The organism is Haloarchaeobius lipolyticus (assembly GCF_051208015.1).
In the GTDB taxonomy this organism is placed as follows: Archaea; Halobacteriota; Halobacteria; order Halobacteriales; family Natrialbaceae; genus Haloarchaeobius.
On the sequence record NZ_JBPKGF010000002.1, the window covers coordinates 1101567 to 1125204 of the forward strand.

The window sequence follows — 23638 nt, forward strand, 5'->3', positions numbered from 1 at the left end:
TCACCGATTGCCGAACTGCGACCGAGTATCCGTGTCGAGAGAGTCAGTAACGAGGGTCTTGAGTCCACGTCGCATCCGTTGTGACGCAGCGTTGTCACTGATTCCGACGAGCGCCGCGAGTTCGCCAAGCTTGATGCCACGCGGGACGTCCCAGTAGCCCTTGTTCAACGCGGTCGAGATGATGTCGTACTGGTCGTCGGTCAGCTGGTCGTTCTTTCTGGGGAGTGACGGATTGTACAACCGACGAAGTGTCATATTTATGCCGCTCTCGACGCACCGTTCCCGGAATACCTGGAGTCTCTCTCTATCGTTGAACTGGAGCCGAAACTCCCACTCGTTCACCGTTCCGGTGGCACGGAGGATCTCCGCACGACTCTCTATCAGTGACTGGACGAGACCGTTCACCTCACTGCTCCAGACGACCTGGAACAGACTGCGTCCTTCTAACTCCGAGAGGACGGTCACCTCCTCGGCGAGTGGGTCGGCCGCGAGTACCGCTTCGATGTCGGCCTGCTCGGATCCTTCGACCCAGAACAGCGGAATCACTGCCCCCCGAAGTGGGACTATCCGCTCGAGTTCTATCTCGACGTCCGGATTCGCATTGAATACGCGCCCGAGGGCGAACTGATCTGCCGGAATCATGATGTCGGTGATTAGGACCATATCGAAGGTGAGGACGGGGTCGGTCGTTCCGGACCTTCCACTGAGTCAATCCTAGTGTACTAAACGTCACCTGAGGTAGATAAAAAACTGGGATTGGTCAGGGGGGTGTGTATCGCCTTTCAGTTAGGAGCTGATGAACTCTAGCCATGACCTCTCTGTATCTGTTCATTCTCGACAGAACGAGACGAAATGAGAGCAGGGTTCTTTGCGGTCAGTCCCGGGAGCGCCGACCCGGCGTCCACGTCCCCTCGAACTCGCGGTGGGTGTAGGGTTTCGCGTCTTCGCCCGCGTACGTCGCGACGAGGTGGCCGTCGCCCTCGAGGTGGTACTTGTACGTCGTCAGTCCCTCGAGGCCGACGGGTCCGCGGGCGTGTATCTTGCCCGTGCTGATGCCGACCTCCGCGCCGAGGCCGAACCGGTAGCCGTCGGCGAACCGGGTGGAGGCGTTGTGGAACACGCTCGCGGAGTCGACGCTCCGCATGAACCGGCCCGCGCGGTCGGCGTCCTCGGTGACGATGGAATCGGTGTGTTTCGAGCCGTAGGTCGTGACGTGGTCGACGGCGTCCTCCAGTGAGTCGACGACCCGGACGGAGACGACGAGGTCGCCGTACTCCGTCGACCAGTCCTCCTCCGTGGCCGCCTCGACGTCCACGAGCTCCCGGACGCGTTCGTCGCCGCGAACCTCGACACCGGCCTCCTCGTAGCGCGCGACGATGTCGGGCAGGAAGTCGGCGGCGACCGACTCGTGGACCAGCAGCGTCTCGACGGCGTTACAGACCGCCGGATACTGGACCTTCGCGTCGAAGGCGATGTCGGCGGCCATCGACAGGTCGGCGTCACGGTCGACGTAGACGTGACAGATACCCTCTGTGTGACCGAGGACGGGTATCGACGTGTTGTCCTGGATGTACTGGACGAACGCCGAGCTTCCGCGGGGCATCAGCAGGTCGATGGACTCGTCGAGTTCGAGCATCCGGTCGACGTCCTCGCGCGCCTCGACGAGGTGGGCCCAGCCGTCGGGTACGTCTGCTGCCGCCTCGGTCGCTTCGCGGATGATGTCGAACAGGATGCGGTTGGAGTGGGAGGCTTCGCTGCCGCCTTTGAGCAGAACCGCGTTCCCCGACTTGAGACACAGGGCGGCGATCTGGACGAGCGCGTCCGGCCGGGACTCGAACACGGAACCGACGACGCCGATGGGAACCGCGACCTTGTACAGTTCGAGGTCCTCGTCTAGTTCGCGTGCTTCGAGGGTCTTCCCGAGCGGGTCGTCCTGCTCGGCGACGCTTCTGACCATCTCGGTGATGCTGTTGAGCTTCGACGGAGAGAGCTTGAGTCGGTCGACCAGCGCCTGCGTGTACTCGCCCTGCTCGAGGAGCCGCTCGCCCTCTGTGACGTCCTTCTCGTTCGCCGCGAGTATCTCGTCGTGGCGGGCGTCGATGGCGTCGGCGATGGCTCTGAGTGCATCGTTCCGCGACTGTTCGGACAGCTTCGCCAGTTCGAGCGCCGCGGACTGTGCCGCTCGGACCTGTTCGTCGGTGTGGTTCTGTGCGTCGGAATGGTTCTGTTCGTCGGTATCGTGGTCAGTCATCTGAGTCACCGTCGATGGGGAGGAATATCGTGCCGACCGATTCGCCGTTCGCGATGCGTTCGAGGACGGCGGGCTCGGCCGACGCCGCGATGATGGCCGGGACGCCGTGTTCGCTCACGTCGCGGGCGCCCTCGACCTTCGTCCGGATGCCGCCGAACTCGTCGGTCGCGCTCGCGGCGATGATGTCCTGGACGCGGTCGTAGTTCTCGCCGACCGCGGTGATGCGCTCGGCGTCGGGGTCGTGCTTCGGGTTACCCGTGTAGACGCCGCCGACGTCGGTCAGCGTGACCAGTAGGTCGACGTCGCTGCCGATGGCGACCGAGGCGGCGAGCATGTCGTTGTCGCCGATTCGTATCTCCTCGGTGGCGACGGCGTCGTTCTCGTTGATGATGGGGACGATGCCCCACTCCAACAGGGTCTCGATGGTGTTGCGGAAGTTGGTGAACCGCTCCGGGTCCTCGATGTCCTGCTGGGTGAGCAGTATCTGTGCGACTGTCAGGTCGTACCGTTCGAAGCTCTCGGTGTACCGCCGCATCAGGTGGCTCTGTCCGACCGTCGAGAGCGCCTGCGAGGCCTCGACGGTGTTGGTCTGGTGGCCTACGCGACCCGCGCCGGCCCCGATGGCACCGGAGGAGACCAGGATGACGTCTTTCCCTCGCCGGCGAAGGTCGACGAGGTCGTCGACCAGCTTGTCGAGCTTCTCGTCGTCGAGGTTCGACTCGTCGTCCGTCAGCGAGTTCGTCCCCGCCTTCACGAGCACGCGCTGGGCGTCGGCGGCCCGCCGCCGCGTCGAGGCCACGACGTCGTCGTCGGCTGGGACGTCGTCCGCGACCTCAGACATCGTCGACCACCGCGCCGGGCACGCTCTTCACGTTCTCACAATCGGTTCCGCGCACGTAGACCATTCTCTCGTCCATCTAGGTCGCTGCAACGAGATAGACACTGGGGTTCCCGCAGGTTTGTACACTGACGGTTCGTGCTGACCCCTCACGTGTTCTCGGTCCCGTCGTACGCGCCAGCCTTCTCGAACTCGCCGGACCGGCGCAGCACCGACGGGGTCCGACACTGGCCGACCGCACCCGTCACCTGCGGGACGGTGCAGTTGTTGCAGTTCTCGCAGACGACGCGGGTCCCGTCGCTGGCGTCGTCGGCGAGCAGTCGCGCGGCGAGCTTCGGCTCGGCGTAGAACGGGCGGGCCATTCCGACCATATCGCAGGCCTCGCCGAGCAGTCGGTCCATCTGGCCGCGCTCTCTGACGCCGCCTTCGAGCAGGACCGGCACGTCGACGGCCTCGCGCACCTGCCGGGCGAGGTCGGCGTTCCACGCCGGTTCGAAGTCGAACTGGAGCGACTGCAGGTGGTTGAGGAACCGGACGAGCCGAGTCCGCCAGGGGCCGCCGAACGCCTCGTCGTACCCCGACTGGAACGAGTCGTCCCGCCACGCTCGCGCCGGGAACCGGCCGCGGATGATGCTCATGTCCCAGACGACGGAGGTCTGGACGGGGACGAGTGCGTCGTAGCCGATGCGGTCGAGCCGTCGCGCGATGTCGACCGCCTCCTCGACGCCGAGCTTCCGACGAACGACCGGCGGAGCCGGCGTCTCGCAGGGAACCTTCGTCACGATGGGGACGTCGCCGATTCGGTCGCGAAGCTCGTCGTGCAGGAGTTCGAGGAACCGGACGCCGTCGGCGAACTCGTCGTCACGGCGGTTGTAGAACGGGCTGAGGAACTGCTGGAGGATACCCATGTTCGCGCCGGCGAGGTGGATGCCGTCGTAGCCAGCATCGACGCAGGCCTCGCCCGCGCTCGCGAACGAGTCCGCGAGGTCGTACACCTCCTCGGTGGTCATGACGCGGGGGTCGAAGTCGAGGAATCCCAGCGAGTCGAGCAGGCGGAGCTGCCACGGTGGCCGCGAGACGGCGAGCTGTCGTTCGTCGGGATGTTCCTCGCGGTAGCCCGCGTGCCAGGTCTCCATGCTTCGCAGACCGCCGTGTTCGAGCTGGACGAAGATGGTGCCGCCGTGGTCGTGGACGGCGTCGGTGAGCGTCGAGAGACGGGCGACGAACTCGGAGTCGTGGACGCGGGTCATCCCCGGCGCGGCGCAGCCGCCGGACTCGGTGACGATGGTCGCACCCTGGAAGACGAGTCCGACGCCCGACGCGGCGGCCGGTTCGAGGTCGTGGACGAGCGTCTCGACCGCGTCCGGTCCGTTCCCCGCACACTCGAGCAACGGTGCCCGGTAGAGCCGGTTCGGTACGGTGAGGTCGCCGATGGTGACGGAATCGTCCAGCCGCGGCATGGGCGGAGTTCGGCCGCGACGGGTAAGAATGTGCCCCGGGTCGGTCAGCGACAGACGAGGGCGTAGTGGTACGGTTCCAGGTCGTGGCTCTCCACGTCCTCGAAGCCTGCGTCCCGTGCGTGGTCGACGGCCGCCGTTGCCGGCATCCGAATCTCCGTCGGCGGTCCCCGTGGTTCCCCGAGGACGGTCGTCTCTTCCGGCGGCCGCGCGTGCCAGTTGATGAGGACGAGGCGTCCATCGTCCCGCAGCATCGACCGTGCCATCCGGAGGAACTCGACCGGCGATTCCACGCCGTGGAAGCCGTTCGCGAACAGGACGACGTCGACGGGGTCGGGGACGAGCTCTGGGAGGTCACGGGCGTCACCCTCGACCGTCACGACGTTGTCGAGCTGTGCGGCGGCGGCCTCCTTCGAGAGCGTCGCAAGGAGGTCACCGTCCAGGTCGACGGCGTAGACGGGCGCGCCACCCACGATCTCCGCCGCCGGAAGCGCGAAGTGGCCGCGTCCCGCGCCGACGTCGACCACGCTCTCTCCCGCCTGGAAGCCCAGTTCGCGAAGCGTCTCACCAGGGTCGGGCCACAGTTCTTCCCACCACTCGTCGTCCGGCATTCCCGTGTTCTGGAACCGGCTCATACCTCCTAGCGTACGGCCCGCCGACAATAACGTCCACGCCTCCGGACTATCTCCACGGGTTCGAGACGAGTTCACGCTGAACCGCGCTCCCGACCCGGAGCCGGCACGCAGACCGCGGCTGGGCAACACAGCACAGGACGTAGCCAGCGCCGAGGTGGCGCTCCTTCAACCCCCGTGGTGGCCGGACGTGCTCGACCTCGCCGTCGACCAGCTGGGCGACGCAGGTAGCACAGGCGCCGGTCCGACAGCCGAAGGGGAGTCCGAGCCCCCGCGACTCGCTGGCACTGACGAGGTCGGTGTCGGCGGGGAGCTGGTGGGTCTCGGCCCGGCCGTCTGTCCACTCGACGGTGACCGGGTAGGTCTGCGGTGGTCGAGTATCCGCGCTCACTGCCAGACGTCGCTCGTGCAGTCGCCGTCCGGCCAGCGTATCTCGTGGGCACGTGCCGGTCCCTGGTCGAGCGCCCCGAAGTCGACCATGAACTCCTCGTCCAGCTCCATCGTCCCCTTCCGTGGGTCCACGTCGGCCTTCAGCATCACAGAGCCCCGCTCGCCTTCCTCCGGGTAGAACTGCTCGTCCCAGGAGGAGAACAGCGAGGTGGTCCAGTAGAGACGTTCGCCGTCGAGGCTCAGCTGGAGCATCTGCGGGCCGCCGAAGACGGGTCGGTCGTCCTCGCCGGTCGGGTGCCGGGGGCCGAAGTTCCCACCGGCCCAGACCTGGTCGGCGAGGCGTGGATTCGCCGGGTCCGAGATGTCGTACATGCGGACGTCGCCGTGGAGCCAGTTCGAGAAGAACAGGTAGCGATCGTCCATCGAGACGAGCAGGTCGGTGACGAGGCCGGGCACCGGAAAGTCCCAGTCCTCGTGCTCGCGAGGTTCGATGTCGATGACCTTCTCGGCACGGTACTCGCCGACCTCTCGCCGTCCGTCCTGCTCGCCGCTCGCGTCAGCAGTGCGTGGATCCGCGCTCTCGTAGAAGTGGAACACGTTCGACGACAGCGCCGCCCCGACGAAACCGTGGGTCGAGACGGGCGAGTGCAGGAATCGGACCTCGAGGGGTATCTGGCCCTCCTCGCCGAGGTCGATGGTCTGGCACACCTCGCGTTCCTCCCAGTTCCAGATGCGTATCTTCCGACCGTACTTGCCCTCCTCGACGTCCTCGAGGTCGAAGCCGGGGTAGTAGGTCTTCGGCGCGGCCCACTCGGTCGAGACCATCACGTTCTGGCGGGGCTGGTACCAGTAGTCGTAGTTCATCTCAGCGTCGCCGGGCTGGTCCCACCGCCCCGTTATCTCGAAGTCGTGGTTCAGTTCGAGGAAGCCGCCCGGCAGTTCGCCGTCGGCGTCACCCAACATGCTGACCAGTATCTTCCCGTCGGGCACGCAGTGGACGGTGTGCGGGGCAGAGAGGTCGTGTTCGAACACCTCCTCCGGCTCGATGACCTCTTGCAGGACCGGATTCCGTCGGTCCTTCGCATCGACGACGTGCAAGCGAGAGGACCGCTGTCCCGGGACGAGGAGGTGGCGCCGCTCCAGCCCCTCCATGTGACAGGATGACGAGCAGGCGTTCCACCCGAAGTGGTGGAGTTCGTCACCCTTCTCGGGCATCTCCACCCGGTTCACCACCTCCTGGTACGTCTCGGAGTCGGGGTCGAGGTCGACGACCGCGAGGAAGTCGGGCGCGTCGACCTCGGTCCCGACGTACAGGCCCATGACGTACGCCAGTTTCTCGCGTTCGGACTCCTCGATGGCTGCCTGTGGTGTGGCGTAGCCTGGGCCGGTGTGGCTCCCGTGGTCGTGATGGTCGCCACCGTCCGTACAGTGGTCCCCGTGCCCCTCGGCCGTTGGCTGGTCGTTGGTCATGGTCACAGAGACGCTGCCTGACCGGGTGATGAATCGGGTCGCGGGTGCTGTTCCCGCTATCGATGACGGCCGATTCTCACTGCCACCCCGTCCGGTCACTTACGAGAGGCCCAGTGGAAACCATCCGCACTGTGTGGCTTGTCATCCCATGCCGTAACAACGACCGAAACTGAGGAAATTATTGCCGCCTGTCTGTCTCCATGTCGGCTGTATGGTCGAGGTCGCGCTCGTCGTTGTACTCCTCCATACCGCCGGCTTCACCGGTCACTCCGTTGTACACCGCTTCCCTGGCTTCCTCGGCGGACTCGAACCGCTCGTCGACCAGGCGGTCGAACACGTCACCCATCGACTCCGTCTCGTTCGGGAGGTCGTCGCGGGCGTCACCGTACTCGACGGCGAGCTCTTCGCCGGTCGTCGGGTATTTCTGCTCGTCGAGGAAGGTCCCGACGTCGCCGAGGATGTCCTCGACGGTCTTCGCGCGTTCGTGCTGTCGCTCCTGTGCACGGTCCATGTCGCGCTCGCGGTCGGGGGCTGTGTCGCGCCCGTTGTCTGGGTCCGACATAGGCGATGGTAGAGAGAGGAGACGGGAGAGGTTCCGGCCTACTTGTTTATGCTCAGGAGGGCGACCCGTTCGCAGACGAGGTCGGCGAGCGTCGCGTCGGTCGCGGCCAGCTCAGCGTCGCCGATATCGAAGAACTCGCGGACGGTGGCGTCGTCGGTCTCGCGCGCGAGCGTCTCACTCTTCTCGAATATGGCCGCGAGGTCTGCCGCGGCGGCCGCCTCCGCGTCGTCGGTCTCGAACGGGTGGGCGGGGAAGTCCGAGACGACGACGGCGACGACGGGCGTCTCCCCCTCGTCGACACCCATCGCCAGCGCCTCCGATATCTGTCGGCGACCGGCGGCGTACAGCAGTATCTCGACGGCCGGGTCCCGCGCCACCGCGTCGTCTCGCTCCCAGGCGCGTGCGGCCTGCCGTACAGCCGCGTCGAGGTGCGCCCGGTCGACGACGTACCGGGCGTCGAACACCTGCACCGCACAGCCGTGCTCGTCGGCGAGCTCCCCGAGGGTGGCAACGAACTCGTCGACGTCCGCGACCGTCGCGGTGCCTTCGACGACCCGCATCAGAAATCACCCAGGCTGGTCTGGCTCTGTTCGGACTCCTGTCCCTGCTCGTCCGCCCTCGAATCGGGAGTGGACCCCGGATCGTCCGGGACCGCCGTCGGGTCGGCCCGGACCTCGTCCATTGAGGGGTCCTCTCGCCCCGCGTTCTCCAGGATGTTCTCGGCGGTCTTCCGTCGGCCGTCGAGCGCCGCGAGCACGACGCCCTTCTCGACCGAACGGAGGTCGGCGGGCGTCTCGATACCTGCGTCGTACAGCTGCCGGGCGCGTTTTCGGCCGATTCCGCGGACCGATACCAGTTCGAGCAGCTCCTCGCGGACGCCGTCTTCGACTCGCTTCTTCGCGTCCCGGACGCCGCGCGTGATGGGCCCCGGCAGGCCGACCTCGCCGGCGACGCGTTCGGCCGCGCCGAGCAGCCACTCGGCCGTCTCGACCTTCCCCCGCAGGTCGCCCGGCCCGACCTCGTACGTCTCCGTGATGCGGGCCTCGTCGACCTCGTTCGCCCAGTCCTCAAGCAGTCGGGCGGTCTTCAGTGCCGACAGCCAGTCCTCCCAGCGGTTCTCCTCGTACTCCGACGGTGGGTGACCGAGCAGTTCGGTCTCGCGCTCGTAGAACTCCTCTGCGTACTGCTCGCGGTCACCCGACTTGAGGTACAGCTCGTACATGTCCGGCGTGCGAGAGATGAGCTGGTAGAGGCCCAGCGCGGTCGGTTTCTCGGGACGGTCGTCGGCGTCGTCACCTGCGTCCGCGACCGGTTCGGCCTGCTCGGTCTCTCCGTCGTCGTCCGCTTCGTCCCCGTCGTCGCCATCGAGGCTGTAGGTCTGGAACCCGGCTGCGGAGTCGGTCGCCGTGAAGCTGCCCGCCGACGTGTCGGTGCCGGCTGTCTCGCTCTCGCGCTCGGCGGCCCACCGCAGCCCGTCGATGATGGTCGCAGCGCTCATCGGGTCGAGGTAGAGCTGCGAGACGGTGTGGCCGACGTTCGTCGCCTGTAGCTCGCCGTCGTCGTTCTCGACGAAGCCGTTCTGGACGAGGTAGTCGAGCACCTGGTCGGCGACCTGTTCGAGTCTCCCCTCTTCGGTCGACTGTTCGGCGTAGAGCGTCTGCTCCAGAAAGCCGAGCAGGCCGTCGCGGTCACGGGCGAAACCGGAGGCGATGGTCGCCAGCACGTGGGTCCGCATCGCGGGCTGCGCCGCGAGCTTCGACCGGACCGGTTCCGGTTCGGCGTAAACGTAGCGGTCGAACAGCTCCTCGCGCTCGTCGTGGTTCGACGCCAGTAGGACCGCCTCGCCGTAGGGGTCCCGGCCGGGCCGGCCGGCGCGACCCATCATCTGGTGGACCTCGAGGACCGAGAGCGGGGCCATCCCGCTGCCGTCGTACCGCCGCCAGTCGCGGACGATGACCCGCCGACTCGGTGTGTTCACCCCGGCCGCGAGCGTGGGCGTGGCACAGATGACCCTGAGCTTGCGGTCGCGGAAGGCGTCCTCGACGAGCGCACGGTGTTCCCGTGCCAGCCCGGCGTGGTGGAACGCGCCGCCCTTGGCGACCACGTCCGCGAGGTCGTCGCTCGTGTCCGAGTCGCTCACGTCTCGGACCTCGGCCGCGAGTTCGCGGAGGTCGGACTTCTCGTCGGGCGTGAGGAACGGTTCTACCTCGTCGGCGAGGCGTCGCGCCGCGGCCTCGGCGTTCCGTCGGGAGTTGACGAAGACGAGGGAGGAGCCGCCGTCCTCGAGCACGTCCCTGAGCAGCGCCGCCTCCTGTTTCTCGCTGCCTTTCACCCGGACCTCCCGCTGGCTCCCGTCGTCGAACGAGAGCGCGTTTCCGAAGTGGACGCCCTTGCGCAGTTCGATGGGTCGCCAGTCGTCGTCGACGAGTTCGGCGTCGAGCCAGTCCGCGATGTCTCCCGCGTTGCCGACCGTCGCCGACAGGGCGACGACCTGCAAGTTCGGGTTGACCTGCCGCAGCTTGGCGAGGGTGACCTCGAGGGTCGGGCCGCGATGCCTGTCGTCGATGAGGTGGACCTCGTCCGCGACGACGCAGGTCAGGTCGTCGATCCACGGCGCGCCGTTGCGCACGAGCGAGTCGACCTTCTCCGAGGTGGCGACGACGATGTCCTTCTCGCCGAGCCAGCCGCCCTCTGACTCGTAGTTCCCCGTCGAGACGCCGACGCTGACGCCGAACTGCTCGAACGCCTCGAACTCCGCTTTCTTCTCGGAGGCGAGGGCGCGAAGCGGGACGATATAGAGCGCCTTCCCGCCGCGTTCGACCGCCGATAGCATCGCCAGCGTCGCGATGAGCGTCTTCCCGCTCGCCGTCGGGATGGAAGCGACGACGCTCTTCCCGTCCGTGATACCTGCCTCGACGGCCGCAGCCTGCGGCGGGTAGAGCTCCTCGATGCCCTCCGAGTGCAACTGCTCGACGAAGGGCGCGGGTACACCTGGAACGTCCGCCGTCTTCATTGGCCGGAGTTGGGTCGCGTTTCGGTTTAAACTGTCGTGTTCCGTGGCGGGCGGGAGTGTCGGTCCGTGGCTGGCAGGAGTGTCGGTTGTCGGAGTCGGGACGTGCCGACGACAGCCACAGCTTCAAACCCCCGAGCCACCAACCACGAACCGATGAGCGAAACCGTCCAGTGCTGGCTCGTAGAGCGGACCTTCGACGACCGGAACCTCGTGACCATCGTCTACGCGACCGAAGACGGCGAGCGGTACCTCCAGCAGGAGCGCTCTGCCAACTCGCTGACGCGAAATCCCGTCACGGCCGGAAAGGAGGTCGAGGAGGAGAGTCTCGAACCGGTGCCGGACGAGGAGACCCGCGCTCGTTACGCGAACGAGGTCTCCCGGACGTCCGAACAGTACGCGCCGGGCGACGCCATCTGATACGTAACAGGACTGGGGTTAGATTTTGCAGGACCGTTATACGGGCATTGATATGCGTGTATGATGGGTGATACAACCCATCAGTGTATCTATAAGTACTTGTCGGACGTATCAGTATCATGGTAGCTGCAATCGAACTTTCTGGAGTGACGAAGCGTTTCGGGGACGGGACAGTCGCGCTCCGCGACCTCGACCTCAGGGTCGAGGAGGGGGAGATATTCGGCTTCCTCGGGCCGAACGGGGCTGGGAAGTCGACGACGATCAACGTCCTGCTCGACTTCATCCGCCCGACCGAGGGAACCGCGTCGGTCCTCGGGATGGACGCCCAGGCCGACTCCCAGTCCGTCCGCCAGCGGACCGGCGTCCTCCCGGACGGGTACCACGTCTACGACCGGCTGACCGGCCGTGCCCACGTCCAGTTCGCCATCGACTCGAAGGGAACCGACGACGACCCGCTCGAACTGCTCGAACGCGTCGGTATCGCCGAGGCCGCCGACCGCAAGGCGGGCGGCTACTCGAAGGGGATGAAACAGCGTCTCGTCCTCGCGATGGCGCTCGTCGGCGAACCCGACCTGCTCATCCTCGACGAGCCGACGACCGGGCTCGACCCGAACGGCGCCCGCGAGATGCGCGACATCATCAGAGCCGAGGCTGCCCGGGGTGCGACCGTCTTCTTCTCGTCGCACATCCTGGAGCAGGTCGAGGCCGTCTGTGACCGCGTCGCCATCTTGAACAGGGGCGAACTCGTCGCCATCGACACGCTCGACAACCTCCGCGCGGCCATGGGTGACGGACAGACCCTCACCGTAACGGTCGACTCGAAACCCTCGGACCGGCTGCTCGACGAACTCGAGCGATTCCCGGGCGTCACCGCTGTCACCGCCACGGACGACACGCTCTCCATCACCTGTGACCGCGGGGCGAAGACGGGCGTCCTCGACGCCATCGAGTCCAGCGGCGTCGGCGTGCTCGACTTCGCGACGGCGGAGACGTCGCTCGAAGAGCTGTTCATGAGCTACACGAACGGCGGTGCTGACGAGGAAGACGCCGAACAGGCGACGGACGTCGATACGGAGGTGCGAGCATGAGCTTCGCAGTCGTCGCCAGGAAGGACTTCGAGGACGCGCGCCGCTCGAAGGCGCTCTGGGGCCTGACGCTCCTGTTCGTCCTGTTCGCCGGCCTGATGGCCTACGCGTACTCGACGCTGGACATCCCCATCACGGTCGGGAACGAGACCTACGAGGGCTCGACGCTCGGGCTGGTCTTCTTCCTGGCCAGCCCGGCGACGTTGTTCATCTCCATCACGGCGGTCGTGATGGCGAACAAGGCGATCGCCGGTGAGCGCGAGTCGGGACAGATGAAACTCGCCCTCGGCCTGCCGAACTCCCGGATGGACTTCCTGCTCGGGAAGGTCGTCGGCCGGACCGGCGTGCTCATCGTGGCGCTGTCAATCGGATTCGCCGTCTCGCTGGCCATCGTGGTCGCGACCCTCGGGGAACTCGCGCTCGTCCCGTTCGCGCTGTTCCTCGTCGTGACGCTGCTGTTCACGCTGGTGTACGTCTCGCTCGTCGTCGCGCTCTCGTCGATGTTCGCGACGACCGGCCGGGCGACCACGGCCGCAGTCGGCCTCTGGTTCGTCCTCGAGGTCCTCTGGGACGTCGTCCCGCTCGGCCTCTACTGGGTCACCAACGGCTTCTCGCTCCAGGGCCAGGTGCCGGCCTGGATCGGTGGTCTCAGCAACCTCGCGCCCTCGACGGCGTACTACACCGCGTTGACCTACGTCATCCCCAACGTGAACCCGTTCGTCGAGGGTGACGCGTTCTACCTCCAGCCCTGGTTCGGGCTGGTCGTGCTCGCGTTCTGGCTCGTCGTTCCGCTCGCGCTCGGTGCGATGCGGTTCACCAAGGCCGACCTCTGAGACGGCGAACGAATCCCGGCATTTCTCGGTACAAAGACATTTACCACATCGCCCAGTCGTGACCACCATGGTTGCAATCGACTGCACGGGCGTGACCAAGCGCTACGGCAGTATCACCGCCCTCCGCGACCTCGACCTGACGGTCGAAGACGGCGAGGTGTTCGGCTTTCTCGGGCCGAACGGGGCCGGGAAGTCGACGACCATCGACATCCTGCTCAACTACGCCTACCCCACCGCGGGCGAGGTGGAGGTGCTGGGTATGGACGCCGAAGACGAGACAGTCGCCATCCGCGAACGGACGGGCGTCCTCCCGGACGGCTACGGACCTCTCGGCGACATGACCGGACGCGAGCACGTCGCGTTCGCCATCGAGGCGAAGCGCGGCCGCGAGGACCCGGACGACTTGCTCGAACGCGTCGGCATCGCCGACGCGGCCGATCGCAAGGCGACCGGCTACTCGAAGGGGATGAAACAGCGGCTGATGCTCGCCATGGCGCTCGCCGGCGAGCCGGAACTCCTGATACTCGACGAGCCGTCGACCGGACTCGACCCCACGGGCGCTCGCGAGATGCGCGAGATCGTGCTCGAGGAGTCAGAACGCGGCGCGACCGTCTTCTTCTCGTCGCACATCCTGGAGCAGGTCGAGGCCGTCTGCGACCGCGTCGGAATCTTGAGCAAGGGCGAACTCGTCGCGGTCGACAGTATCGACGGGCTCCGACAGGCGACCGGCGCGACCGGCCAGCTCACGCTCACGCTCGACTCCGCGCCGGACGGCCTCCCGGACCGGATCCGTGCGGTCGATGGCGTCTCCTGGGTCGAGGCGTCCGGCTTCACCATCGAGGTCGGGTGCGAGAACCGGGCGAAGGGGCGGACCGTGCAGGCCTGCTACGAGGCCGGCGCGGTCGTCGAGAACGTCGAGACCAGCGAGACCTCGCTGGAGGACCTGTTCGTCGCCTACACCGGCGACGCCGACCCGGAACGTGAACCGGCCGTGGAGGTCTCGAGATGAGGTGGCGACTCGTCGCCCGGAAGGACTTCGGCGACGCGAAGCGTTCGAAGAGTCTCTACGTGGTCGGTGCGCTGTTCGCTCTCGTCAGTCTCGTCATCGGCTACGGCTACGGGTCGTCGACGGGCGGAAGCGGTTCCGAAACCGGCTTCGCGCTGCTGTCGCTCCTGCTCCTCGTCGGCCTGTTCTTCTTCCCACTGGTCGCCCTGTTCTTCTCACAGAACGCCGTCGTCAGCAAGCGGACCAGCGGGGAGATGAAGGTCCTGCTGGGACTGCCGCTGTCGCGCGAGGCGGTCATCCTCGGGAGCTTCGTCGGCCGGTGTGCTGTAGCGCTCTCGATACTGGCGCTCTACTTCGGCGTCGCACACGTGGTCGCACTCCTCTACTTCGCACCAGTCGACCCGCTCCTGTCGCTGGGCGTGTTCACCGCAGTCGCCCTGTTCACCGTGGCGTTCGTCGGCATCGCGACGGGCATCTCGGCGGCCGTCAGTAGCACCACTCGCGCCTCGGTCGGGTCCCTCGGGCTGTTCTTCCTGTTCGCGCTGCTCTGGGACGCCATCCCGGGCGTCGTCCAGTACGTCCTGAACGGCTTCAGCGCGACCTCACCCGGTCGTCCCGCACCGGAGTGGGCGGCCATCTTCCGGAACCTCGACCCGTTCACCGCGCTCCGGAACCTTGTGGTCGGTACGCAGCCGCAGTTCCGCGGCATCTTCGGCCTGTTCGGTGGGCTCTATCCAGGCAGCCCCGAGTACTACCAGGAACCGGTCGCCGGACTGGTGTTCCTCCTGCTGTGGCTCGTCGTACCGCTCGGCCTCGGCTACCGCCGATTCCGTGACGCCGACATCTGAACGGAGTTGGCCAACCCCCTCCGTTTCGGGTGGAGATTCGAGAATTTCATTCCAACTCCTGGTAGGACAGAGTCGAATGAACGTCGTACTCAAGAGCTGTTCTGGTGAAGGTTATCGGCAAGAAAGGTTAAGATGACAGTCAAATAATAGCATTTCAAACGTGAAATCTCCAAAATACGTCGGTAAAAACCGAATGGTAGCGATCCTCCTCGCAATATTCTTTGGAATCTTTGGTATACACCGAATCTATCTTGGCGAATTGAAGAAGGGAATACTATATTTCGTGTTCTCGTGGACAGCAATTCCTTGGTTGCTGGGACTATATGATGCGTATAAGTACGCAACCAATAAGGAAGCCTTCGAAAATAGCCCTGAAGCTATAGCGGTATCAGAACCAGCATCTATCGATTCTCAGAGGGGAGCCGATAAGACGAGTGACGTCACTGCGGATGTCGGAGACGGCCTGATGGCTATCAAAGGGGTGAACGGCAAAGTAACGCTCTACGATGACAGACTGGAAATCTCTCGTGAGGGTATCGGTATGTTGCACAAGATGCAGCACGGTTTCAAAGGAGACAAAGAAATCCCATACGAGTCGATAACGAGTATTCAGCTTCGGAAGCCATCCTCAGTGACGAGGGGTTATATTCAGTTTGGACAGAGTGGCTTTTCCGAGAGCGATGACGGCCTGCTGGACGCGACCTCCGACGAGAATACGGTGCTGTTCGAAAAAGAGTCGCTCAGTGGCTTTCAGGAATTACGATCGAAGGTCCGAGATTTGAAGAAAGGAGACGTGAAGGAATCGACTGGCTCGATGGACGGAGCGATGGAAACGCTTCGAAAGAGGTACGCAGAGGGCGACATAGACGAAGAGGAGTATAATAAGAGAAAAGATATTCTTCAACAGTAGTCCTCAATCCGTACTGAGCCAACGACTCTCGGTACCATTTACTCAAAGATACAACCTTTACGCGACCCACTCGGTCACGCCGTGCTCCTCCAGCACCGCCCGGAACTCCGCCTCGTCGATGGTCGGCACGTCGTTCGCGTCGGCGTCGTCTCGCTTCGACTGGCCCGGGTTGTCGCCGACCACGAGGTAGTCGGTGTTGCCGGAGACCGAGGAGGTCGCGCTCCCGCCGTGGCGCTCGACGAGGTCCTGGAACGCGCTTCGGGACTCCGAGAGCGACCCGGTGAAGACGAAGGTGAGCCCGTCGAGTTCATCGGCTCCCTCGACCTCGTACTCCTGTGGCTCGACGTGTTCGAGCAGCCGGTCGAGCTGGCGGGCGCTCGCCTCGCTCTGGAAGAAGTCCACGATGGTGTCTGCGACGATGGTTCCCACGTCGTCTATCTCGCGGAGGCGGTCGGCGTCGCCCGCTCTGGCCGTCTCTCGAAGTGCGTCGAAACTGCCGAACTCGGCGGCGAGCGCCCGTGCCGTCTCGGGTCCGACCTTGTGGATGCCGAGGGCGGCGACGAAGTCGGGGAGCTCGGGCGTCTTCGAGTCCTCGAGCTCCGCGAGCAGGTTCTCTGCACTCTTCTCGCCCCAGCCGTCGAGGTCGAGCAGCTGGTCCCGCGATATCTCGTACAGGTCGGCCATCGACTCCGCGACGAGTCCAGCCTCGACGAACTGCTTGACCGTCTCCTCGCCGACGCCTTCCACGTCGAGCCCGGTGTCCGAGCAGTAGTGGCCGACCGAGCGCTGGAGCTGCATCGGACAGCCCATCCCGCCGGTACAGAACGCCATCGGACCTTCGCGCTCGACCGCGGAGTCACAGACGGGACAGGTCTCGGGGGCTTCGAAGTGGCCGTCTGAGTGCTTCTCGACGACCTCCGACACGTACGGGATGACGTCGCCGGCGCGCTGGACCTTGACGACGTCGCCGACGCCGACGTCCTTCTCGGCTATCTCGTCGAAGTTGTGGAGGCTGGCTCGCGAGACGGTCACCCCGCCGACGTCGACCGGTTCGAGCAGTGCGACGGGCGTCAGCCGGCCGGTCCGGCCGACCTGAACCGCGATGTCGGCGATACGCGTCACCTCGGTCCGGGCCGGGAACTTGTACGCGAACGCCCAGCGAGAGGACCGGGCGGTCGAGCCGAGCTCCTCCTGCAGGGCGATGTCGTCGACCTTGATGACGACCCCGTCGATGTCGTAGTCGAGACCGTCGCGCGCCTCCATCATGCGCTCCCGGTAGTCGATCGCGTCCTCGATGTCGCAGCCGGTCTCGACCCGGTCGTTCAGCGGGAGGCCGAACCTGGGGAAGTCCGTCAGTGCTGCCGAGTGGGTGTCCCACGACCGCGAGGAATCGAGCACGTCGAAGAAGAATATCGAGAGGGGTCGCTCGGCCACGATGCTCGGGTCTTGCTGGCGGATGGTCCCGGCCGTCGCATTCCGAGGATTGGCGAACGGTTCGTCGCCACGCTCGACTCGCTCCTTGTTGTACGCTTGAAACGCGTCCTTCGGCATGTAGACTTCACCGCGGACCGCGAGGTAGTCGGGGTGGTCCCCGCGAAGCCGCTGCGGAAGTGCACCGATGGTTCGTGCGTTCTTCGTCACGTCGTCACCCTCGTAGCCGTCGCCGCGGGTCGCCGCCCGAACCAGCTTCCCGTCCTCGTAGATGACCTCGAGAGAGATGCCGTCGAACTTCGGCTCGCAGACGTACTCGACCTTGCCGACGGCCTTCCGCACCCGCTGGTCGAACTCGCGGACGTCCTCGGCGTCGCCGGACTGGTCGATGGAGAGCATCGGCGCGACGTGTTCGACCGTCTCGAAGTGGTCGACCGGCTCGCCGCCGACGCGCTGGGTCGGCGAGTCCTCGGTCCGGAGGCCGAAGGCGTCTTCCAGTTCCTGCAGACGGCTGAACAGCGCGTCGTACGCGCGGTCGGGGATCAGCGGTTCCGCCTCGACGTAGTAGCGGTGGTCGTGGTACCGGATGGCCTCGCGCAGCTGTGCGGCCTGCGCCTCGGCCTCGTCGGCCGTCAGCTCCTCGACCGGTTCGAACTCCGTCGGCGGCTCCTCGACGTACGGGTTGTCCCCCAGTTCGGCCTCGCTCATTGCTCCCGGCTTGGGCGGTATCCTACGTAAATCACGTCACTTCGCCGTACCGGCGGAGAGAAGAGAGTACGGACCCGTCAGACGACGACGCTCAGCGCCTCGGCTCGCTCTTTCAGCGCCCTGTTCATCGACTTGAAGCCGTCGCGGATGCGGGAATCGTCCAGCAGGACCGGGACGAGCAGTCCGGAGAACTCCTCGCTCTGGACGAGTCGCGTCCCGCCGTCGTCGAGGGGTTCGAGCTCGAAGCTGTGGGTCCCGTCGAACAGCCCGGGGACCAGCAGCCGGCCACGCCACTGGAGCAGGCGGTTCTCGTCGGCGGCAAGGACCGCGGGCGAGAACGACATCCCGCGACCGCCCTCGGGCTGGATGCGGACGTGCAGGCGTTCCCCGGGAGCGACGGTTCCGGACGCTTCCGGAATGAAGGGGTTCCACGTCGCGTAGTTCGGGAGGTCGGTCAGGACCCGCCAGACCGCTTCGACGGGGGCATCGATCTCTATTCGCGTCTCGATCCGTTTCATACCTGCAGTACGTCGTCCGAGGATATGACCAGCGCGTTACAGGAGGTACCGTACTCGGTGATAGCACCTCAGCCGCGATTCCAGACTTCTGGGAATCGGCCTGCCCACCTTTCCGTGTGCCGTCGTTAGCTCGAAGTGCGGGTCGCGACGCCGTGATGTCTCACGTACCGTGTCATCCCGTTCCCCGTCGCGTCCCCACCGAACCCCCTGACGCCCCGGACCCTCCCACGCATGCGGCGGTCGCTATCCCGGGCCACCCACCCCCGGCCGCGTCGCCGCAGTGGCACCCATCTGGGGCGTCACACACCCACCACAGCACCCACCCTATCCACCTTTCTCCGAGACCGAGCGAAAATTGCCGTAACTGCTGGTTATAGATTCGTGGAGGAATATGCTTCCTACACATGACCGAGGACGAGGACTCTCGATTCGACACTCGCGCCGTCCACGCGGGACAGGAGCCCGACCCCGCGACAGGAGCCCGCGCGCCGCCCCTCTACCAGACCACGTCGTACGTCTTCCCAGACGCCGACGACGCCGCGGCCCGCTACGCGCTCGACCGGGAGGACCACGTCTACTCTCGCATCTCCAACCCGACCGTCGAGTCACTCGAGAAACGCCTCGCCAGACTCCACGACGCGCCCGGTGCCGTGGCCACCGCCAGCGGGATGGCCGCCCTCGACGGCCTCACCTTCGTGCTCGCGGAGGCCGGTGACAACGTCGTCTGCTCGACCGACACGTACGGCGGGACGACCTCCTACCTCTCGAAGGCGGCCTCCCGCCGCGGCATCGAGGCCCGCTTCGTCGACACGCTCGACTACGAGGCCTACGAGGCGGCCATCGACGAGGACACCGCCTACGTCCACATCGAGAGCATCGGCAACCCGTCGCTCGTCACGCCGGACTTCGAGCGCGTGGCAGACATCGCCCACGAGGCGGGCGCACCACTCGTCGTGGACAACACGTTCGCCACGCCCGCCCTCTGCCAGCCGCTCGACCACGGCGCGGACGTGGTCTGGGAGTCCACGACGAAGTGGCTCCACGGCTCGGGAACCACCGTCGGCGGGGTCGTGGTCGACGGCGGTAGCTTCGACTGGAGCAATCACCCCGACGACTACCCAGAACTCGGCGGCGAGAATCCAGCCTACCAGGGCGTCGACTTCTCGACCTACGACGCGCCCCTGGCGTCCGCAGTCCGGTACCGCTCCCTGCGCACCCTCGGCAACCAGCAGTCGCCCTTCGACGCCTGGCAGACGCTGCAGGGCCTGGAGACGCTCGGCCTCCGCATGAAGCGCCACTGCGAGAACGCGACCATCCTCGCCGAGCACCTCGCCGACCACGACGAGGTCGCGTGGGTCACCTACCCCGGCCTCGCGGACCACCCGACCCACGAGAACGCCAGCGCTTTCCTCGCCGGATACGGCGGGATGATCGCCTTTGGGCTGGAAGACGGGTTCGAAGCCGGGAAACGGTTCTGCGAGAACGTCGAGATCACCTCGTTCCTCGCGAACATCGGCGACGCGAAGTCGCTCGTCATCCACCCGGCGAGTACCACGCACGCACAGCTCTCAGAGGAGGAACAGCGTGCCGCCGGTGTCCGTCCCGACATGCTCCGGTTCTCGGTGGGTATCGAGGACCCGGTGGACCTGTTGCGGGACGTGGAGGCGGCCATCGAGGCGGCGACGGACTGAACCCCCATCCGCGGCGAAATCCCGACGAATCTTCTGGCGGACGAATCTTTGCGGACCATCCGGCACACCTTGCCGTAACTATGGGTTATAAATTTCTACAGTGATATGCATACCAAACATGACCATGCACGCCGCTCTCCATCCGGTTTCGTCTGCCGACCCCTCGAACCAGCCGTTCGAGACACGGAGTGAATCCACATGACCGGGAACACGCGCGAGACCGCCGACCTCGGCGAGTTCACCTTCGAGTGCGGCGAGTCCATCCCGAACCTCGAACTCGCCTACGAGACCTACGGCGAGTTCGACGGCTCCAACGCGGTGCTGGTCTGTCACGCCCTCACCGGGAGCCAGCACGTCGCCCGGCGGACCGCCCGTGGCCGCGACGGCGACGCGAACGGCACCGCCGGGCAGGCCCGCGCCTGGTGGGCCGACGTCGTCGGGCCGGGCAAGGCCATCGACACCACGGAGTACTACGTCGTCTGCGCCAACGTCCCCGGCTCCTGCTACGGCTCTTCCGGGCCGACAAGCGAGGGTCCCGACGGCGAGCCGTGGGGCACCGACTTCCCGCCCGTGACTATCGGCGACTGGACCCGCGCCCAGCGCCGTCTGCTGGACGAACTGGGTGTCGGCCGACTCCACGCCGTCGTCGGCGGCTCCGTCGGGGGGATGAACGCCCTCGACTGGGCGGTCCGCTACCCCGACGACGTGCACCGGATCGCCGCCGTGGCGACGGCCCCGCGGCTCGACCCGCAGTGTCTCGCGCTCGATACCATCGCCCGCCGGGCCATCACGACGGACCCGAACTGGAACGGGGGCCACTACTACGGTGAGGACCAGCCGAACCCCGATGCCGGACTCGGGCAGGCCCGCCGCATCGGCCACGTGATGTACCTCTCGAAGGACTCGATGGACCAGAAGTTCGGCCGACGTGCGGCGGGTCGCGGCCACTCGCGGGAGGCCCCCGACCCCGCGGCGGCGTTCTTCCCCTACCGCGAGGTCGAGTCCTACCTCGACTACAACGCCGAGAACTTCGTCCACCGCTTCGACGCGAACAGCTACCTCTACCTGACGCGGGCGATGGACGACTACGACCTCTCGGCGGGCTTCGAGTCCGACGCGGCGGCGCTGGGCGCGTTCGAGGGCGAGCTGCTGCTCGTCTCGTTCACCGGCGACTGGCACTTCACGACCGACCAGGCGGAGGAACTCGCCGAGAGCGCCCGCGAGGCCGACGCGACCGTCGCCCACCACGTCGTCGAATCGGACCACGGCCACGACGCGTTCCTGGTCGAACCGGGCAACGTCGGCCCGCCGACGGCGGACTTCCTGGCGCGTGGTGTCAGGGGCAAGGCGGTGACAGATACGGTCGAACGCGAGCAAGAGGACGTCCACGCGCCGGTTCACACGAGCCTGTTCTCGTAAATTGCCTCGGGGTCAAGCCCCGAGGCTTTCGCGTGGACTCCCGTTCTAACCGCTGAGAGCGGTAGGCGAATACTCGCCGTTCACGTTAGTCAGAAGATTCCGCGCTCCTGCAACAGCTCACCCAGCTCGTCCATCGACGTGACCGTCACGTCGCAGGCCGGTTCGACGGCCGGCTTCGGGTCGAACCCGACCGATAGCCCCGCGACCTCGAGCATCGGCAGGTCGTTCGCCCCGTCGCCGACGGCGACGGTGTTCGAGACGTCTATCTCCATCTCGGCGGCGTAGTTCCGGAGCGCGGTGTCCTTCGTTCCCTCGATGAGTGGTCCCTCGACGCCACCGGTCAGGACGCCGTCTTCGACGGGCAGGCGGTTCGAGACGATGGCGTCGACGCTGACGCCCTCGCGCTCCAGTGCTGCCTTCACGCCGCGCTGGAACCCGCCGGTGAAGATGGCGACCACGACGTCGTGGTCGTTCAGGGTTCGGATGAGGTCGGCCGCGCCCGGGCGGAGTTCCACCTCGTCGAAGGCGGCCTGTGCGTCCTCGTCCGAGAGGTCGGCGAGCAGGCCGGCGCGCTGGCGCAGGCTCTCCGCGTAGCCAATCTCGTCGTTCATCGCCCGCTGGGTTATCTCGGTCATCTGGTCGGCGACGCCCTTTCGCTTCCCGAGCAGCACCGTCATCTCGGAGTCCGAGAGGGTTCCGTCGAAGTCGAACGCGACGAGTGTCATGTACGGGAATGGGTCGGGCGAATGCATCAAAGGTACGGTGTCGGCGAGGATTCGTGGGTGTCGCTGGGGGTGCTGGACGCTTCGGACACGGTCGACAGACGTGGGTCGGTTCACGTTCGGGAACCACCGCCGTCTCTCGGTGTCCTCCTCTACGGTGAAGACTCTCCGCGAATGGGTGTTGCGAGCCGTTATCCCGCCCAGTCGCCTACCTCTCGCCGTGTTCGGCGGTCGTCGTCGCCATCGGTCGTCGCCGCTACCGGTTGCGAGTCGGCCCCGAGGGGGGACCAGATGAATCTCAAGGGGTTGAACCAGACGCTGCACCGAATCGTCCACTGGTCGTCGACCGACGTGACGCCGCACAGTGAACCGACGCGGGCGCTCGCCGGCGAGCGCGACCTCTACGAGGTGTCGACGTGGGAGCCACGGACCAGGCTGGACGGTGCCGCGATGCACGTCGAGGCCTTCCTCCGCGAGTACTGGAAGCTCGTGGTGGTCGCACTACTCTCCCTGCTGGTCGCCATCTCGTTCGTCGTCTCGAGCGTCGTGATACTGTTCGTGCCGGGTATCATCCGCTACACCCTGCTGTCGGTCCTCGCCGCCATCGCCATCACCGTCTACCTGTGGTACGCCTTCGTCAGCCCACAGCTACCCATCAAACCGCTCGTCGTCACCTTCGGTCTCGGCATCTTCGCGTCGGTGATGGCGGGGGTCTGGAACACGACGTTCCGGCCGCTCGCGGCGATCCCCGTCGTCGGGACGCTCCTGCTCATGTTCCTCATCGCCGCGCCCGGCGAGGAGGTGGCGAAACTCCTCGCGGTCCGCCTGTACGCCTACACCGACGACCGGCTGTTCGCCCGCGTCGTCGACGGCGCGGTCTACGGCGCGGTCGCGGGGCTCGCGTTCGCCGCGAGCGAGAACTTCGGCTACATCGTCCAGGAGGCCATCTCCAGCCTCCGCTTCGGCCCGTTCATGGACCCGACGGCCGCGCTCGGCGACGTCGCGGTCGAACGGGCACTGAGCGCACCCGGCCACGTCATCTACTCCGCCTTCGCCGGGTACTATCTCGGTCTGGCCCGCTTCAACCGCGAGCACGCGAGTGCCATCGTCGTGAAGGGCCTGCTCGTGGTCGTCCTCGTCCACGCGACGTTCAACGTCTTCGTCGTGGGGACGCTCCCCGCGTTGCTCGGCGTCGGTGACCTCGGGGCTTCGGTCCTGACCATCCTCTACGACGGCGCGCTCGGCTACATCCTCTACCGGAAACTGGCCCGGTACCGCGACGCCTACCGGACGGCGACCGACCGGGGCAGGTCACCGCCGACGACACCCGACAGCGGCTATCCGCCTTCGGTTCCACCCGAAACGGTCCCCCGTGACTGACCGCCCAGGTATCGACGCTCGGCCGAGGTGACCGGTGGCGGCGAGGGTTCCGGACCC

The 23638-nt window shown here is 66.2% G+C and carries 22 protein-coding genes; 9 read left to right on the forward strand and 13 right to left on the reverse strand.

What is annotated here, in order from left to right; translation table 11 throughout:
• From ACSC1Y_RS08550 to ACSC1Y_RS08595, 10 genes are all read right to left on the reverse strand, one after another.
• Positions 1–663 (reverse strand): helix-turn-helix domain-containing protein, encoded by a 663-nt coding sequence (locus ACSC1Y_RS08550; protein WP_435334363.1) that lies wholly within the window; start codon positions 661–663, stop codon positions 1–3.
• A gap of 211 nt (positions 664–874) precedes the next feature.
• Positions 875–2251 carry a glutamate-5-semialdehyde dehydrogenase gene (locus ACSC1Y_RS08555; protein WP_435334364.1) on the reverse strand — a complete coding sequence of 459 codons (1377 nt, stop codon included), beginning with the start codon at positions 2249–2251 and terminating at the stop codon, positions 875–877.
• Positions 2244–3092 (reverse strand): glutamate 5-kinase, encoded by an 849-nt coding sequence (gene proB / locus ACSC1Y_RS08560; RefSeq protein ID WP_435334365.1) that lies wholly within the window; start codon positions 3090–3092, stop codon positions 2244–2246. The genes ACSC1Y_RS08555 and proB overlap by 8 nt, the downstream gene beginning before the upstream one ends.
• Before the next feature lie 146 nt (positions 3093–3238).
• Positions 3239–4549: an oxidoreductase gene (locus ACSC1Y_RS08565; protein ID WP_435334366.1), complete on the reverse strand. Its 1311-nt coding sequence runs from the start codon at positions 4547–4549 to the stop codon at positions 3239–3241.
• 44 nt (positions 4550–4593) lie between these two features.
• Positions 4594–5181 carry a class I SAM-dependent methyltransferase gene (locus ACSC1Y_RS08570; protein ID WP_435334367.1) on the reverse strand — a complete coding sequence of 196 codons (588 nt, stop codon included), beginning with the start codon at positions 5179–5181 and terminating at the stop codon, positions 4594–4596.
• Positions 5182–5227: 46 nt separating this feature from the next.
• A complete protein-coding gene (locus ACSC1Y_RS08575; protein ID WP_435334368.1) occupies positions 5228–5569 on the reverse strand; it encodes a 2Fe-2S iron-sulfur cluster-binding protein in 342 nt (113 codons plus the stop codon).
• Positions 5566–7038: a selenium-binding protein SBP56-related protein gene (locus ACSC1Y_RS08580; RefSeq protein WP_435334370.1), complete on the reverse strand. Its 1473-nt coding sequence runs from the start codon at positions 7036–7038 to the stop codon at positions 5566–5568. The genes ACSC1Y_RS08575 and ACSC1Y_RS08580 overlap by 4 nt, the downstream gene beginning before the upstream one ends.
• A gap of 178 nt (positions 7039–7216) precedes the next feature.
• Positions 7217–7600: a DUF5789 family protein gene (locus ACSC1Y_RS08585; RefSeq protein WP_435334371.1), complete on the reverse strand. Its 384-nt coding sequence runs from the start codon at positions 7598–7600 to the stop codon at positions 7217–7219.
• Between the two features lie 38 nt (positions 7601–7638).
• Entirely contained in the window at positions 7639–8160 is a 522-nt protein-coding gene (cgi121, locus tag ACSC1Y_RS08590; RefSeq protein WP_435334372.1) for a KEOPS complex subunit Cgi121, read from the reverse strand.
• Positions 8160–10613, reverse strand: a complete 2454-nt coding sequence (locus ACSC1Y_RS08595; protein WP_435334373.1) for an ATP-dependent DNA helicase — start codon at positions 10611–10613, stop codon at positions 8160–8162. Before ACSC1Y_RS08595 ends, cgi121 begins: the two co-directional genes overlap by 1 nt.
• 153 nt (positions 10614–10766) lie before the next feature.
• On the opposite strand from ACSC1Y_RS08595, the gene ACSC1Y_RS08600 reads away from it, so the two are divergent.
• The 6 genes from ACSC1Y_RS08600 (at position 10767) to ACSC1Y_RS08625 (ending at position 15712) form a co-directional block, all read left to right on the forward strand.
• Complete coding sequence (locus ACSC1Y_RS08600; RefSeq protein WP_435334374.1) at positions 10767–11030, forward strand: DUF7967 family protein; 264 nt, start codon at positions 10767–10769, stop codon at positions 11028–11030.
• Between the two features lie 119 nt (positions 11031–11149).
• A complete protein-coding gene (locus ACSC1Y_RS08605) occupies positions 11150–12118 on the forward strand; it encodes an ABC transporter ATP-binding protein (protein WP_435334376.1) in 969 nt (322 codons plus the stop codon).
• Positions 12115–12948: an ABC transporter permease subunit gene (locus ACSC1Y_RS08610; RefSeq protein WP_435334377.1), complete on the forward strand. Its 834-nt coding sequence runs from the start codon at positions 12115–12117 to the stop codon at positions 12946–12948. The genes ACSC1Y_RS08605 and ACSC1Y_RS08610 overlap by 4 nt, the downstream gene beginning before the upstream one ends.
• 67 nt (positions 12949–13015) lie before the next feature.
• Entirely contained in the window at positions 13016–13957 is a 942-nt protein-coding gene (locus ACSC1Y_RS08615; protein WP_435334378.1) for an ABC transporter ATP-binding protein, read from the forward strand.
• Positions 13954–14802, forward strand: a complete 849-nt coding sequence (locus tag ACSC1Y_RS08620) for an ABC transporter permease (RefSeq protein ID WP_435334379.1) — start codon at positions 13954–13956, stop codon at positions 14800–14802. The genes ACSC1Y_RS08615 and ACSC1Y_RS08620 overlap by 4 nt, the downstream gene beginning before the upstream one ends.
• A 193-nt stretch (positions 14803–14995) precedes the next feature.
• Entirely contained in the window at positions 14996–15712 is a 717-nt protein-coding gene (locus ACSC1Y_RS08625) for an NINE protein (RefSeq protein ID WP_435334381.1), read from the forward strand.
• 57 nt (positions 15713–15769) lie between these two features.
• On the opposite strand, the gene ligA is transcribed toward ACSC1Y_RS08625, so the two are convergent.
• Together ligA and ACSC1Y_RS08635 are read right to left on the reverse strand one after the other, a co-directional pair.
• Positions 15770–17851 carry an NAD-dependent DNA ligase LigA gene (gene ligA, locus ACSC1Y_RS08630; RefSeq protein ID WP_435334384.1) on the reverse strand — a complete coding sequence of 694 codons (2082 nt, stop codon included), beginning with the start codon at positions 17849–17851 and terminating at the stop codon, positions 15770–15772.
• 77 nt (positions 17852–17928) lie between these two features.
• Complete coding sequence (locus tag ACSC1Y_RS08635; RefSeq protein ID WP_435334386.1) at positions 17929–18369, reverse strand: SRPBCC family protein; 441 nt, start codon at positions 18367–18369, stop codon at positions 17929–17931.
• Between the two features lie 404 nt (positions 18370–18773).
• Here ACSC1Y_RS08635 and ACSC1Y_RS08640 point away from each other — a divergent pair, with 404 nt between their 5' ends.
• Together ACSC1Y_RS08640 and metX are read left to right on the forward strand one after the other, a co-directional pair.
• Complete coding sequence (locus ACSC1Y_RS08640) at positions 18774–20060, forward strand: O-acetylhomoserine aminocarboxypropyltransferase/cysteine synthase family protein (protein ID WP_435334388.1); 1287 nt, start codon at positions 18774–18776, stop codon at positions 20058–20060.
• A gap of 198 nt (positions 20061–20258) precedes the next feature.
• Complete coding sequence (metX, locus tag ACSC1Y_RS08645) at positions 20259–21479, forward strand: homoserine O-acetyltransferase MetX (protein ID WP_435334389.1); 1221 nt, start codon at positions 20259–20261, stop codon at positions 21477–21479.
• Positions 21480–21568: 89 nt separating this feature from the next.
• Here metX and serB read toward each other — a convergent pair whose 3' ends face one another.
• Positions 21569–22204, reverse strand: coding sequence for a phosphoserine phosphatase SerB (gene serB / locus ACSC1Y_RS08650; RefSeq protein WP_435334391.1), 636 nt, complete (start codon positions 22202–22204; stop codon positions 21569–21571).
• Between the two features lie 288 nt (positions 22205–22492).
• Between serB and ACSC1Y_RS08655 the strand changes: the two genes are divergently transcribed.
• Complete coding sequence (locus ACSC1Y_RS08655) at positions 22493–23581, forward strand: PrsW family intramembrane metalloprotease (protein ID WP_435334393.1); 1089 nt, start codon at positions 22493–22495, stop codon at positions 23579–23581.
• Positions 23582–23638: the final 57 nt, after the last annotated feature.